Raw genomic sequence first — 13523 nt, 5'->3', positions numbered from 1 at the left:
CATTACGCAGTTGCGTAGCCAGTCGATGGCGGTGCGTTGCTGATGGATCGCCTGGATTATGCGATTGCCGCCTCGGTCGACCGCTTTGCAACGGCGGCGCCGGCAGGTGACGATCTATTTGAACTGGCGCCCGAGGCGCAGGTGGTGATCGATCCTTTTGCGGACCGCTTGTTGGCGGCGAACGCCGCGTTTCGCCGGATGATGGGTTTCTCCACCGATGAGGTGTGCGAGGTGGTGCCCAGTCACTGGCTCGGTGAAGCCATCGCGGATCTCATCGTATTCACCCAGGCGGTGATCGAAACGGGCAGCGGCTGGACGAACAGCCTGCGTTGCCGAGACTGTCATGGACGCAGTCGGCGCATGGAATGCCATGCGGTACGCATCGGCACCGCAGACGCGCCGGCGATGCTGGCGACCCTCCGCGATCTGCGCGCTTTGCACAACCAGGAGGCCGAGTCGCAGGCCAACGAGTTCGTACGTCGCGGCCTGTCTGAATGGCGGCGGGTCGAGACCCTGTTCGAAGAGATCGAGCAAGAGAACAAGCTCATCCTGCAGGCGGCAGGCGAGGGCATCTATGGCGTCAATGCCGAAGGCGCGACCACCTTTGTGAACCCGGCGGCCGAACGCATGCTTGGTTATTCGGCCGACGAGCTGGTCGGTAAGAACATGCATAGCCTGTTGCACCATTCCCACCCCGACGGCAGTCACTATGCCGCATGTGACTGCCCGATCTATGCCGCCTTCAAGGACGGTGCGGTACACCAGGTGACCGACGAGGTCTTCTGGCGTAAGGACGGCGGTGCGTTCCCGGTGGAATACACCAGCACGCCGATCCGTGAGAAGGGCAGGTTGGTGGGAGCTGTGGTGGTGTTTCGTGACGTCAGCGAACGCAAGGAAACCGAACAGAAGCTACATCAGGCGCTCGAGGAACTGGAGCGCCTCAAACAGCGCCTCGAACTCGAGAACGCCTACCTGCAGGAAGAGATCCGCGAAGAATACAACTATCAGGAGATCGTCGGTCGCAGCGACGCGCTGCGCAAGACGATCCAGAAGATCGAGATGGTCGCACCGACCGATGCAGCGGTGTTGATCACCGGCGAATCGGGTACCGGCAAGGAGCTGATTGCGCGTGCTATCCATCAGAGCAGTGCGCGTTGTGACCGGCCACTGATCCGCGTGAACTGTGCCGCGGTACCGCGTGAGTTGTTCGAGAGCGAATTCTTCGGCCATGTGAAAGGTGCCTATACCGGCGCCGTGCGCGATCGTGCCGGACGCTTCGAACTCGCCGATGGTGGCACGCTGTTTCTTGATGAAGTGGGCGAGATCCCGCTCGAGTTACAGAGCAAGTTGTTGCGCGTGCTGCAGGAGGGTCAATGCGAACGGGTCGGCAGCGATCGAACGATTACGGTCGATGTGCGCATCATTGCCGCGACCAATCGTGATCTGAGCGAGGAGGTGGCCGAAGGCCGTTTCCGTGAAGACTTGTTCTTCCGACTGAATGTGTTCCCGATCGAATCGGCACCGTTGCGCGAACGCCCTGAAGATATTCCCTTGTTGGCCTCGCACTTTCTGGCCAACGCCTGCCGACGCTTCGGTCGCGAGGGTCTGCGACTCTCCGGGGCCGATGTACAGCGCCTACAGGCTTATGACTGGCCGGGCAACGTGCGCGAACTCGAGAACGTGCTCGAACGTGCCGTCATCATCTCGCGCAACAATCAGCTGCGTCTCGAACTGCCCGATGTCGAACGGCCGGCGAGCAAGCCGATGGCGCCGTCGCCGGAGATCAACGACGGCCTGATGACCGAGCAGCAGAAGCGCGAGCGCGACCGGCGCATGATCATGCAGGCGCTCGAGGCCAGTGGCGGCAAGATATTCGGTGCGGGCGGGGCGGCCGAACTGCTCGGCGTGAAACCGACGACGCTGGCGTCGCGCATCAAGCGTTGGGGTATCGACAAGAAACCAAGATCGGGCTGACGCCGGGGATTACTCCTGGCGGGCCAGCAGCTGGTCGGCGTTGTCGATGATCAGGGGTTCGCCCTGAGTGGTCGCTCCCTGGCGCAACCACAATACGAGATTCTGCCAGTCGATCTGCGACAACCGCGACAGCGTCGGCATGCTGACCTGGACATAATTGCCGCTGCCGTCGATCTGCACACTGCTGTTGGTGTCCGCTGAGATCGGCCGGTTCGCCATCAGGTTCCAGTCAATCGAATAACCGCTTGACCGGGTCTTTTGCAGTGCGGCGATCAGGTGCTCGAGATCAAGCGCTGCGCCGTGGCAGGTCTGTGCCTTTTTCAAGCGGTCGAGCAGGGTCTCGAACTCGCAACGTACCAGCTTGTTGACTTCGTATGCAGGGCGGTGGTGCTGCCGAAACACCCAGTTGCCGCCTTCCGGCGTCTCCCAGCCATTCGCGCTTTGCGTACCCTGGTTGAGGAAGCTGCAGTCGTGGTAGGCGCAGAACTGGCTCAGCGTATAGCGTTCGAGTTCGCGTTCGGCATCCGGGTGGGGACCGGAGATCGAGATCGTTTCGCCGCCTACGACCAACAGCACCTGGTTCTGTCCGTCGACGAACAAGGTAAACGGCGAGCCCTCGCTGAGTTGTGTACGCAGCCCCTCGATCTGTTCCATCAGGCTTGCCGTGGCCTTCTGCCAACGCGCCAGCTTGCGCTTTTGGCGAGTCGTTTCGGCACGGTCATCCTTGGCTGCTCGCAGCTCAATAGAGTACATGTGCAGCAGTGCATCGAGTACGACCGCAGCGAACTCAGATTGCTGAGTCGCATCCCCGCGCAATACCGAGCGCGCCAGTTGGGCGATACGCGGCGGCTCCAGTTCGACCTGGTCCACTACCGGCTCTTCGGGTGCTGCAAGGCAGGTTGCCGCGAACAGACTCAGTATCAGGGTGCAGGCGAGGTGTCGGATTCGGATCGGGTCGAGAAACATGAAATGAAATGCGCAACAGCGGGTGCGGGCATTCTACCCTGCCTCGGCGTCGATTGCTGCAACTGCACTGCCCAAAATGTGCGCCGATGCCGCCCGGGCACGGTCTCTACCCGAAGCGGGTTATGTCGCACATGGCGCGGCGGTTCGTCGTCGGCGGGAATGCTATGCTCAAGCGTTGAGACCGAAGCCGGCTCGGTACGCGGCAAGGCATTCGGCGCCAAGGGGAGAATCACACGTTTTGAGCATTCAACCGCATGCCTTCGTGGCCATGCCGTCGGGTTTGCGCACCTGTCCGGACGGAGATGCGATCGATTTTGAACGCATCTACCGGGAACTGATCAGACCGGCCCTGGAAGACGCGGGTATGCACATCGTGCGCGGTAGCGCCGGGTTTCCCGGCGGCGAGAGCGGCCGTGCCGATCTGCAGTCACTGGTGATAGCCGACTTGGTGCTGTTCGATCTGAGCACCGACGATCCTGACGTGTGGTACCAGCTGGGTATTCGCCATGCCCTGCGTCCGCGGGGTGTTGTCCTGGTCAGCGGCGGTCGCCCGCTCGATGCCTTCACGCACTATACCGACCGAACATTGATCTATCGTCTGCGCGACGCCGTGCCCGATGCCATGCGGGTGCGTGCAGATCGCGAACGCCTGTGCGACATGGTCGAGGCCACCCGGGAATCGTGGCACGGTCACAAAGGCAGCCCGGTTTTCCACCTGATGCCGCATCTGCCTGAATCCGGGCTCGAAGAGTTGCGGGTGGACGCTGCGGGCGAGTTCTGGGAACAGCACGGACGTTGGCAGCAACGGCTTGACCACGCGTGTCGACATGGACGGGTGGGGGACCTGCTGGTGTTGGCCGATGAAGCACCGGTGGCGGGGTTTCGTGCCGCTGCCTGGATCCGCGCAGGCGAGGTGCTGCGTCGCCAGCAGTGCTGCTCCTTCGCCTTGGAGCAACTGGAAAAGGGTTTGGCGATAACGCCGCACGACCCGAAGGGGTTGCATGAAAAAGGCCGCTGCCTGCACCAGCTGGCACTGGATCCGGATACGACTCTGGATTTCGACGCGGTGCGTTCGCACTTTCGCGCGATGCTGCAGCAGGCGCCGAGCGACGCCGATACCTGGTGGCTGCTCGGGCGCGTCGAGGAAGATGCGTGGCGCGCTGGATGGCAGAACGAAACCGACAATGCAGAACGCTGCCGTGAGCTGGCGCGTGCCGGCGACACGGTATTGCGCGCGGCCATCAATTGCTATGAGACCGCCTTTCGCGGCGACCACAAGCACTATCGCGCAGGCGCACGCGCCCTGTTGCTGATGCGATTGTACGAGCACCTGACGGGTGCGACCTTTTACCGAACCACGTTCGACGACATGCTGGGTGCCGTGCGCTTCGCGGCGCAATGTGAGAACGGCGCGGCGGCGCTGTACCAGGCACGGGCATGCCTGGCCGAGCTACAGATGTTGTCTGGATCCACATCCGCCAGCCAAAAGGCCTACGAGGGCGCGGCGGCGATTTGCGACAGCGACTGGCATGCCTTGGACGCGACCCGCTCGAGTCTGCAATTGCTGCGCACTATGGGCATCGAAGACGAGCGTATCGAAACCGGTATGACGGTATTGGACCGCTCCATGGAACGCCTTGCCCGTCCGCAACGTGATTGGCAGCCGCGCCAGGTGTTTCTGTTCGTCGGGCATCCTGCCGTCGAGGGGGCGGTGGCCGATGATGCCCACCTGCCGGCGGACAAGCTGGAGACGGCCAAGGCACAGATCACCGAACTACTGAGTGAACTTGGTGGCGGCGCAGACGACCTGGGGCTGACGCAGGGTGCCTGCGGGGGTGACCTGCTGTTCACCGAGGTCTGTCAGGCGCAGGGTATTCGGGTTTCGTGGTTACAGCCGCAGCGGGAAGCGGATTTCACCAGGCACATGGCTGCCGATCCCGATAGCAGCTGCCACGAGCGCTACCTGGAGGCGCGGCAGAAACTGGGTCGACCGATCCTGTCGATGCCGCAGGAACTCGGCGAGCTGCCGGCGGAGACCGACGACGACTACCGGCGCGAGCGCTGCAACCTATGGTTGTTGAACACCGCGCTGGCATGGGGACCGCAGAAAGTGCAGTTCATCTGCCTGTGGAACGGTTCGCCGAGCGACGGGCCGGGTGGCATGGCGCGCCTTTATGAAGAGATATCGCGACGTACCGGCCAGGTACACTGGATCGACACGCGAAATCTATAGGGCGTTCCTATCCTAGCCGGCAATCGGCAGGCACCCATCTGTCCGGTGATTCGATCGCATGCCGTCAGAGGTAACTGCGCGCTCCGACCAATTGCTCCCGCCAATAGGGATTGTCGAGCGACGCGCGACCCACGCGTTTGCCGGACGACGGCGCATGGATGAACAGGCCGTCGCCTTCGTAGATGCCGACATGCTGCGCCTTGCGGCTACCCAGGTCGAAGAACAAGAGATCGCCCGGCAACAGGTGCTGGCGCTGCAGCTCACGCCCATTGCGCCACTGCGACGTGGTCGTACGCGGCACACTGATGCCGATCTGGCGATGTGAGTATTGCACCAGGCCGCTGCAGTCGAAGCCGCGTCGCGTCGTGCCGCCATAGCGATACGGGGTACCGATCAGGTCGGCGGCAACGCGCACGACCTCATGGCGTTCCTGGGAAACCTGTTGCCCGGATGGTGGTGGCGCATAACGATACCGTTGCGGGGCACTGGAACAGGCGGCCAGCAGGATGATCAGGGCAACCAACAAGCCGAGCCGGGTTGCGCGCTTTTTGGCGTAAGTAACTGACATTGGATCGAGAAAGCGTTGCTATGTCGTTGAGTATAGGCGACTTTCGCAGTGATTTCTTTAGCCGCAAGGGAACTGCGGCAGACCGGGCGCTGCCGCAATCGCCATCTGCTCGGCTACTGGCGGATACCCTCAACGCCCAGCCACAGCTCCACCTCTTTCGACGCCGGCCCGAGGTTGTAGTCGATGCCGTAGTCGGCCAGCGTCAGCGTCGTGCGTCCCTCAAAGCCGCGACGGTAGCCGCCCCAGGGGTCGTCGCCCGCCCCGATGTGGGTGACGTCGATCGTGATTGGGCGCGTGACGCCGTGCAAGGTCAGGTCTCCCTTGAGTTCGCCTTTGCCATCGCCTAAGTCCTTGTAACCGGTGCTGACGAAGGTGGCCTGCGGAAATTTCTCGACATCGAGGAAATCGGCATTGCGCAGGTGTTTGTCACGTTCGGCATGATTGGAATCGATGCTCGCGGTATCGATGGTGACCGTAACCTTGGATGCCTCGGGCTTGGCTTCGTCGTAGCTGAATTCGCCGTTGAAGGTGTTGAAGCGGCCGACCAGCCAGCTATAGCCCAGATGCTTGATCTGAAATTGAACGAAGGCATGCGCGCCTTTCGTGTCGATCATGTAGTCGGCAGCGTGCGAAACGCTCGACAACATCAGCAGCAGGCCGGCTCCGAGGGTGTAGGTGACGGTGTTCTTCATGCTTGTTCCTTCCGTTTTTCGGGTTTCAACATACGAATCAGGGTGCGGTCGCCGCGTTTGAAGTGGTGGTACAGGGCGGCCGCCACGTGCACAACGACGATGGCGATCAACACCATCGCCAAGACGAAATGAATGTCTCCGGCGATGTCTTCCTGGCCTTCAACACCTTGCAGGGTGGCCGGAATCGCGAACCAGCCGAACACGTCGACCGCGCGGCCGTCGGCGGTCGAGATCAGGTAGCCGCTGATTACCAGCAGCAACGGTATCAGGTAAAGCAATGCGTGCGCGGTTCGAGCGGCAATCCGTTCCCGGCGCGACGTTGTCAATGCGCGAGGGCTGGGCTGCAGCGAACGCCAGGCGAGCCGGATCAGCAACAGGATGGCAAGCAAGACACCGATCGCCCGATGCAGGTCCGGTCCTTTCTTGTACCAGGGATCGTAGTAGTCGAGGCTGGTCATCCATAGGCCGAGCGGCAGCAGCCCCATGATCATCACTGCCATGAGCCAGTGCAGGGCGATGTGGACCCAACCGTAACCAAACTCGGAATTGTTCCAACTCATGTCATCGACTACCTGGTGAATCCTAACGATCAGGCGCTGTGCTCAGGTGCTTGACGCAACATCATTGTCAACATGGTCAGCACTCCCAGCAGGCAGAGCAACAGGATGACGAATGCCGTCCAGCCGACGTATTGGTAGAGAAAGCCGGGCAGATAGGATCCGAGCGCACCGCCTGCGTAGTACGCTGATACATACAGACCGTTGATCAGGCCCTTTCGTTCCGTTTCGAGGTGATTGAGGAAGGCCGACAACACGCTGTGTAAGGTGAACATGCCGGCGGCGAAGATCAGCATGCTGAAGTAAGCGAGTTCGTTGCTCGGCAGGGCGAAGGCTGCGGTGCCGACCAGGTAGACCAGGCTGCCGATGACCAGGGTGCGGCGTTCACCGCCGAACCAACGTACCAGGTGCAGCGAGGCCAACGCGATAGCAACGCCCACCAGATAGCCGGTGTACACCAGGGCGATGGCGCTCTGTGAAATGTCCGGGTTGTTGTCACGCATGTGGAACGGCAGAAAGTTCAACATCGCGGCAAAAACGAAGAACAACAAAAAGGCGCCGATTAATCCTTCCGCATACACCGGCCTGGCGGCGAGTGCGCGGATCTCCGCCAGCTTGATCTTGCCCAGTCGTAACCGCGGGTCGGAGTCGAGACGCAGCGTCAGCAAAGTGGCGATCAACGCGGCCACTGCCCAGAACAGGAAGGCGTGCTCCCAACTGAAGGCATCCGTCAGCAATCCGCTGAACACCCGCCCGCTGTAACCGCCCATGATGGTCGCAGCGATGTAGATGGTGATGTTGCGTCGCGTCTTGCTCGGCCCGCCGGCTGCCGAGCTGTAGGTCATCAAGGCAGTGAAGATCGCCGGCAGCATCAGGCCTTCGATCGTGCGCAGCAGGAAGAACACCGGATAGTCCGGGCCGAAACTGATGGCGAACTGCGCCAGGGTCAGTACGCTGAAGCCCGCAGTCAACATGTGCTTGGTCGAGATGTGTTCGAGGATATAACCGTACAACAGAGGGCCGAGTGCCAACGGCACCATGGTCGCCGTCGTCAGTAGCGCGGTATCGCCGATCGGCCGGTTCCATTGCGCAGCGAGCAGCGGCAGCAGAGGCTGGGTGGCGTACAGCACCGCAAAACCCACCACGGCGCAGTAGATGACAATCGCCAGATTGCGGAACCCCATTCGCCTCTCGAAGCAGTGCAGCAAATCCCAGAGTATAGGGCGGCAGCCTTCAGCATTGGCGGGTAAATATTTCAATCGTCATGTGCCGGAAATCAGCGCATGCTTATAATCTTCGCTGGTTTGTCATGGGAGAGGGTGGATGTCCGCGCTTCGGTTGCGTTTTCTCGGGGTCGGCAACGCGGCAGCCCATGCCTTGGGGAACGCTGCTGCGGTACTCGAGGGTGGTAAAGGCGCGCCGCTGCTGTTGATCGACTGCGGTCCGACCGTGTTGCCTGCCTACTGCGCGCGCTACCAGGCATTGCCGACCGCTATCTTCATCACCCACACGCATCTCGATCATTCTGGCGGACTGGAAGGCCTGTTCTATCGCCTGGCGTGTGAGCAGCCGAATGCACCGGCGGTGAGGCTGTATCTGCCGGCGGCGATCATCCAGCGCCTGCAACAGCAACTGGCAGAAGATCCCTACAAGCTCGCCGAGGGCGGTCTGAATTTCTGGGACCGCTTCCAGGTGATTCCGGTCGGCGATCATTTCTGGCACGCCGGGTATCTGTTCGACGTGTTCGCGGTGAGCCACCATGCCTACCGGGCGGCGTACGGCTTGGGTTTGCGCGACCGCTTCGTCTACACCGGCGACACCCGGCCGATTCCCGAGGCGCTGGCGCAGTTCGCGAACGGCGGCGAGACGGTGTTTCACGATTGCGCGCTGCACAGCAACCCGTCGCATACCGGCGTCGATGACCTGTCGATCCATTACCCGGACGAACTGCGCGCGCGACTCGTGCTGTATCACCACGAATCGGCCGACGCGGCGGCGACTTTGCGCGCCATGGGATACGACGTGGCCGATCCCGGAAGCCTGTACCACCTGCCGGCAGGGACTAAAGGTAGCGAGACCGAATTGCGCAGTGCCTGATCGCCCGCGGCCCGCCCGGTTTCCACCGGCGGCGCGCTTGGCGGATAATAGCCGGCTTTGGTCGTTCTGACGGAGCCTGCCGTGAAGTTTAGTGTCGAAGATTTCCGCAACTGGAAGCACAAGCGCATCACCCTGCTTGGAATGTCGGGCGTGGGTAAAACGCACATCTCGGCGCTGCTCCGCAAGCATCAGTGGTACCACTATTCCGGCGACTACCGCATCGGCACGCGCTATCTCGACGAAAGCATCCTCGACATGATCAAGACGCAGGCGATGCAGGTGCCGTTCCTCAGCGAGCTGCTGCGCAACGACTGGATCTATATCCGCAACAACATCAAGATCTCGGATCTGGGTCCGGTTCTGTCGTTCGTCGGTAAACTGGGTGATCCAGAGCAGGGAGGCGTGCCGCTGGAGGATTTCGAGCGCCGCCAGGCACAGTATCGCGACGCTGAAATCGCCGCGATGTACGACGTGCCGGCATTCATCGAGAAAGGTCAGGCGATCTACGGCTACCCGCATTTCATCAACGATGTGGGCGGTTCGCTGTGTGAACTGGATGAGCCGGGTGTGATCGATCTGCTGGTGAAACACACCCTGATGCTCTATATCCAGGTAACGGACCAGGAAGAAGAGCAGAAACTGATCACGCGCGCGCAGAGTGATCCGAAACCGCTTTATTACAGACCGGAGTTCCTGCGCGAGCATCTGGCGGTGTATCTTGAAGAGAACGGCCTGCAGTATGCGGCGGAAATGGATCCGGACGCATTCACCCGCTGGGTGTTTCCGCGCCTGTTCCACTCGCGGGTGCCGCGCTATGAAGAGATCGCCAAGCTCGGCTACACGGTAACGTCGCGCGAGATCGCACAAGTGCGCGATGAAAACGATTTTCTGAACCTATTGGAAACGGCTATCGCCAGAACGACCTAAACCCATGCCTATTGTCGCCCACAACAAACTGCCGACTTTCGAGCGCCTGCGCCAGGAAGGGCTGAACGTGCTGCCGCCCGATCGGGCGCTGCACCAGGATATCCGCGAGCTGCATATCGGTTTGTTGAACATGATGCCCGACAAGGCGTTGGCCGCGACGGAGCGCCAGTTCTTCCGCCTGGTGGGCGACAGTAATCCGATTGCGCAGTTCTATGTGCATCCGTTCACTTTGCCGGAACTCGACCGCGGGCCCGAGGCGCGTGCCCATATCGATCTCTACTACGACACCTTCGATCAGGTGCGTGAACAGGGACTGGATGCATTGATCATCACCGGCGCCAACGTTATCGGCCCGAGCCTGGCCGAACAGGCGTTCTGGAAGCCGTTGATCGACGTTATCGATTGGGCCTACGACAACGTGACCTCGACGCTCTGCAGTTGCCTTGCCACGCATGCGGTACTCGAGTTTCGCTACAAGCAGAAGCGCGTGCCGCGGCCCCACAAGACATGGGGCGTGTTCGCGCACCAGGTTGTCGAACGCACACACCCGCTGGTGTATGACGTGAACACCCGTTTCGATGTGCCGCATTCGCGTTGGAACGATGTCTCACGTGCCCAGTTCGATGCCGCAGGTCTGCATGTGTTGGCGCAGAGCGACGTTGGCGTTCACCTGGCAACCAGCCCCGATGGCTTCCGCTTCATATTCTTCCAGGGGCATCCCGAGTACGACACGATCTCGCTGCTGAAGGAATACAAGCGCGAGGTCATACGATATGCGACCGGCGAGACCCGGGTGTATCCACCGTTCGTCGACAATTACTTTTCGGAGCGCAACAAGGCGGTTCTCAATGAATACCGCTGGCGCCTGCAGTCGGCCAAGAAGACCGGGGAGGCCGCGCCGGCGTTTCCGGACGAATTGGTCATGGCCGATCTCGACAATACCTGGCGCGATACCGCGCATGCCGTGATCGGCAACTGGATGGGCCTGGTGTATCAGCTCACGCATAGCGATCGCACCAAACCCTTCATGGACGGTGTCGATCCGAACGATCCGTTGTGCCTGGGACTGACGCAGCGCTGATAGCAAACATGCGTCGCGCCCTTGCGGGCGCGACCTGAAGCGTAATCAGTCTGGACCGCAGTCAGTCACGAAAACGCTGTGCGATCCAGTAGTCGACGCTGACGTATTTGCCGGCGCCGATGAAGAACAGCACCAGCAGCATGATGAAGTAGGTGGTGGCGAACTCGATGCCATTGTTCAGCACGACGAACTCACCGGTTCCGGTAAGCCAGTCGTAGTTGCCGTGCTCTCGCAGCAGGCCGTTTGCCGCCGAAAGGCGCTCGGCCGATTCCGGCGTTTCCGCGATCGCCGCCCAGCCGTGTTGCCAGTGAACGGTGACGGCGGCGACGACCATCGTGATCATCAGCGGGATCGCAACCCAGCGGGTCGCCAAACCGATCAACAGCAGAATCGCCCCGCCGACCTCGGTCAAGGTGGCGGCCCATGCCATGAATTCCGGCATCGGCAGGCCCAGGCCCCAGTCCGGATTGCCGAACCAGGCGATGATGCTGTCCATGTCGTCGAGTTTCTTGGTGCCGGCCATCCAGAACACAGGAACCAGATACAGCCGCATCGCCAGCGGGCCGAGAAAATCCAGTGCACGCAGGCTGTCGAGTATGTCTTGCAGGCGGTTGAAAAGTCCGATCATTGCGGTCCCCGAATTGGTGTTGTTACTTCGGCCGCAACGATGTGCTCTTACAAGAACGGTGATCGAGTCGCGCTAGACGCGGGTACCCAGGATCACGTTGCGGCGGTGAAGATCGTTGAGGAGTTCAAGTCCTCCCGCAATCACGGCATCCGGTTGCGGGTGGCCAAGCTCGTCAGCAATCGTCTTCAGTACATCGAGACCGGTATGCTCCGGGTTTTCTTTCAATAGCTGCAGCAGGCGCTGCGTCACCGCGTTGATCTCGAGAAAGTGCATCTCGTCGAGACGGTCACGGTAGACGACCAGGTGGGTCGGTTCGGCCGGGAGTTCTTCCGGCAGGTATTCCGGGCCGATCTGGTGCACCGGCCATTGGTAACTGAGATTCCATGCCGTCGGGCCGACCAGGGGGCGCCCGTGCAGGAGGTCACCGTTCGGATCGTATTCGACCGCTTCTTCGTCGGCGGTGCTGATCGCCACCGCCAGCTCGACGTACTCGTAGTGCGCCAGTTCGACCATGAACGGCCAGTCGCCGGGTTGAGGCTCGCGTTCCTGCTGCAGGTACTCGATAAATTCCAGGCCAACTTCGGTGAACAGCGGGGTTGCTGCGCGATGCCGGATCATGAAATCGCGCACCATGGCATGCCAGCGCTCGTCGGCGGTGATTCGCCGCAGAACCGGGAAGTTTCCCGAGAGCTGGTCGTTGAAGTTGTTGAAAAACAACTCGGTATAGACGCCCATGCGGCGCGACGTAACGCCGTCGGGCAGCGGGTTGTTCTCGGGGTCGCGGATGTGCGCAGTGAACGCCATCTGTTGGCGTTGAAAGGTGTGCATCGGCGACTCAGGCGACGTCGACATCAGCGGACTCCTGCCAACGTTGCTGGCGGCTGACGATCTGATCGACCTCGCCGAGAAGTTCGTCGAGCGGCGGGATATTGAAATCGCGCTCGAGCAGGGTGGGGAACACGCCGTAGCGTTCATACGCCGTATCCAGCATGTCCCAGACCTCGGGCAGCACGTCTTCGCCGTGGGTGTCGACTCGCAGGTTGTCGGCCTCTTGGTAGTGCCCGGCAATATGCGCGTACATGATGCGTTCGGCCGGGATGCCGGCCAGATAGGCATACGGATCGAAACCGTGGTTGACGCTGTTGACGAAGATATTATTGATGTCGAGGTGCAATCCGCAGTCGGCCTCTTCGAGCACTGCGGTCAAGAAATCGAGTTCGGTCATCTCGCCCGTCGGCACGGCGTAGGTCGAGACGTTTTCCATGCCGATGCGTCGCTCGAGCACGTCCTGCACATGGCGGATGCGCGCAGCAACGTAGTGAACCGCCTCTTCGGAAAACGGAATCGGCATCAGGTCGTAGAGCTGGCCGCTGTCGCCGCAATACGACAGGTGTTCGGTGTAGACGCGCGCCTGGTTCACGTCGAGAAAATGCTTGAGGTCGTGCAGAAAGCCGTCATCAAGCGGTGCCGGACCTCCGATCGATAACGAAAGCCCGTGACAAACGAGCGGGTATTGCTCTGTCAGTTCACGTAGCGCCTTGCCGCGCGAGCCGCCGACCCGAATCCAGTTCTCCGGCGCGACTTCGAGAAAGTCGACCTGTTTCGGCGGATCGGTTCTGAACTGTTCGATCAGCTCAAAGCGCAAGCCCAGTCCGGCGCCGGTGACCGGGTATCGGGCATGGGTGTTTTTGTGCTTGGACATCGCGGATCCCATCGCATTGAATGACAGACCCCGTTGCCGGGGTCTGTCGGGATGCGGTCACGCGGCACGAACAGTGAGTTCTACCGCGATCACGCCGG

Annotated in this window: 13 protein-coding genes; 5 read left to right on the top strand and 8 right to left on the bottom strand. The window is 61.1% G+C overall.

Going from position 1 to position 13523, the window contains the following annotated elements; genetic code table 11:
* Positions 1–42 precede the first annotated feature (42 nt).
* Positions 43–1974, top strand: coding sequence for a sigma 54-interacting transcriptional regulator (locus tag B1781_RS17205; RefSeq protein ID WP_078120840.1), 1932 nt, complete (start codon positions 43–45; stop codon positions 1972–1974).
* Positions 1975–1983: 9 nt separating this feature from the next.
* On the opposite strand, the gene B1781_RS17200 is transcribed toward B1781_RS17205, so the two are convergent.
* A complete protein-coding gene (locus B1781_RS17200; RefSeq protein WP_078120839.1) occupies positions 1984–2940 on the bottom strand; it encodes a hypothetical protein in 957 nt (318 codons plus the stop codon).
* Positions 2941–3178: 238 nt separating this feature from the next.
* Here B1781_RS17200 and B1781_RS17195 point away from each other — a divergent pair, with 238 nt between their 5' ends.
* Complete coding sequence (locus B1781_RS17195) at positions 3179–5173, top strand: tetratricopeptide repeat-containing protein (protein ID WP_078120838.1); 1995 nt, start codon at positions 3179–3181, stop codon at positions 5171–5173.
* A gap of 64 nt (positions 5174–5237) precedes the next feature.
* Here B1781_RS17195 and B1781_RS17190 read toward each other — a convergent pair whose 3' ends face one another.
* From B1781_RS17190 to B1781_RS17175, 4 genes are all read right to left on the bottom strand, one after another.
* Positions 5238–5741, bottom strand: coding sequence for a C40 family peptidase (locus tag B1781_RS17190; RefSeq protein ID WP_078120837.1), 504 nt, complete (start codon positions 5739–5741; stop codon positions 5238–5240).
* Positions 5742–5854: 113 nt separating this feature from the next.
* Positions 5855–6433, bottom strand: a complete 579-nt coding sequence (locus B1781_RS17185) for a YceI family protein (RefSeq protein ID WP_078120836.1) — start codon at positions 6431–6433, stop codon at positions 5855–5857.
* Positions 6430–6993 carry a cytochrome b gene (locus tag B1781_RS17180; RefSeq protein ID WP_078120835.1) on the bottom strand — a complete coding sequence of 188 codons (564 nt, stop codon included), beginning with the start codon at positions 6991–6993 and terminating at the stop codon, positions 6430–6432. The genes B1781_RS17185 and B1781_RS17180 overlap by 4 nt, the downstream gene beginning before the upstream one ends.
* Before the next feature lie 29 nt (positions 6994–7022).
* Positions 7023–8174, bottom strand: a complete 1152-nt coding sequence (locus tag B1781_RS17175) for an MFS transporter (RefSeq protein ID WP_078120834.1) — start codon at positions 8172–8174, stop codon at positions 7023–7025.
* Positions 8175–8313: 139 nt separating this feature from the next.
* Between B1781_RS17175 and B1781_RS17170 the strand changes: the two genes are divergently transcribed.
* The 3 genes from B1781_RS17170 to metA all read left to right on the top strand — a co-directional run bounded on the left by B1781_RS17170 (position 8314) and on the right by metA (position 11095).
* A complete protein-coding gene (locus B1781_RS17170; RefSeq protein ID WP_078120833.1) occupies positions 8314–9087 on the top strand; it encodes an MBL fold metallo-hydrolase in 774 nt (257 codons plus the stop codon).
* Positions 9088–9168: 81 nt separating this feature from the next.
* Positions 9169–10014 carry an ATPase gene (locus B1781_RS17165; RefSeq protein WP_078122114.1) on the top strand — a complete coding sequence of 282 codons (846 nt, stop codon included), beginning with the start codon at positions 9169–9171 and terminating at the stop codon, positions 10012–10014.
* A gap of 4 nt (positions 10015–10018) precedes the next feature.
* Positions 10019–11095, top strand: a complete 1077-nt coding sequence (gene metA / locus B1781_RS17160; protein WP_078120832.1) for a homoserine O-succinyltransferase MetA — start codon at positions 10019–10021, stop codon at positions 11093–11095.
* Positions 11096–11156: 61 nt separating this feature from the next.
* Here metA and B1781_RS17155 read toward each other — a convergent pair whose 3' ends face one another.
* From B1781_RS17155 to B1781_RS17145, 3 genes are all read right to left on the bottom strand, one after another.
* The gene (locus B1781_RS17155) at positions 11157–11723 is read right to left on the bottom strand and encodes an HvfX family Cu-binding RiPP maturation protein (RefSeq protein ID WP_078120831.1); all 567 of its coding nucleotides are present in this window, start codon (positions 11721–11723) and stop codon (positions 11157–11159) included.
* A gap of 72 nt (positions 11724–11795) precedes the next feature.
* Positions 11796–12575, bottom strand: a complete 780-nt coding sequence (locus B1781_RS17150; protein WP_078120830.1) for an HvfC family RiPP maturation protein — start codon at positions 12573–12575, stop codon at positions 11796–11798.
* The gene (locus B1781_RS17145; protein ID WP_078120829.1) at positions 12559–13425 is read right to left on the bottom strand and encodes an HvfB family MNIO-type RiPP peptide maturase; all 867 of its coding nucleotides are present in this window, start codon (positions 13423–13425) and stop codon (positions 12559–12561) included. Before B1781_RS17145 ends, B1781_RS17150 begins: the two co-directional genes overlap by 17 nt.
* Positions 13426–13523: the final 98 nt, after the last annotated feature.

The sequence above is a fragment of the Thiosocius teredinicola genome, from assembly GCF_002009425.1.
In the GTDB taxonomy this organism is placed as follows: domain Bacteria; phylum Pseudomonadota; class Gammaproteobacteria; order Chromatiales; family Chromatiaceae; genus Thiosocius; species Thiosocius teredinicola.
This window is presented reverse-complemented; position numbering and strand designations above follow the sequence as displayed.

Bases quoted from the DNA above. Each gene is read 5' to 3' on its own strand.
- B1781_RS17205 (WP_078120840.1), top strand. From the start codon at position 43: ATGGATCGCCTGGATTATGCGATTGCCGCCTCGGTCGACCGCTTTGCA.
- B1781_RS17200 (WP_078120839.1), bottom strand. From the start codon at position 2,940: ATGTTTCTCGACCCGATCCGAATCCGACACCTCGCCTGCACCCTGATA.
- B1781_RS17190 (WP_078120837.1), bottom strand. From the start codon at position 5,741: ATGTCAGTTACTTACGCCAAAAAGCGCGCAACCCGGCTCGGCTTGTTG.
- B1781_RS17185 (WP_078120836.1), bottom strand. From the start codon at position 6,433: ATGAAGAACACCGTCACCTACACCCTCGGAGCCGGCCTGCTGCTGATG.
- B1781_RS17180 (WP_078120835.1), bottom strand. From the start codon at position 6,993: ATGAGTTGGAACAATTCCGAGTTTGGTTACGGTTGGGTCCACATCGCC.
- B1781_RS17175 (WP_078120834.1), bottom strand. From the start codon at position 8,174: ATGGGGTTCCGCAATCTGGCGATTGTCATCTACTGCGCCGTGGTGGGT.
- B1781_RS17170 (WP_078120833.1), top strand. From the start codon at position 8,314: ATGTCCGCGCTTCGGTTGCGTTTTCTCGGGGTCGGCAACGCGGCAGCC.
- metA (WP_078120832.1), top strand. From the start codon at position 10,019: ATGCCTATTGTCGCCCACAACAAACTGCCGACTTTCGAGCGCCTGCGC.
- B1781_RS17155 (WP_078120831.1), bottom strand. From the start codon at position 11,723: ATGATCGGACTTTTCAACCGCCTGCAAGACATACTCGACAGCCTGCGT.
- B1781_RS17150 (WP_078120830.1), bottom strand. From the start codon at position 12,575: ATGTCGACGTCGCCTGAGTCGCCGATGCACACCTTTCAACGCCAACAG.
- B1781_RS17145 (WP_078120829.1), bottom strand. From the start codon at position 13,425: ATGTCCAAGCACAAAAACACCCATGCCCGATACCCGGTCACCGGCGCC.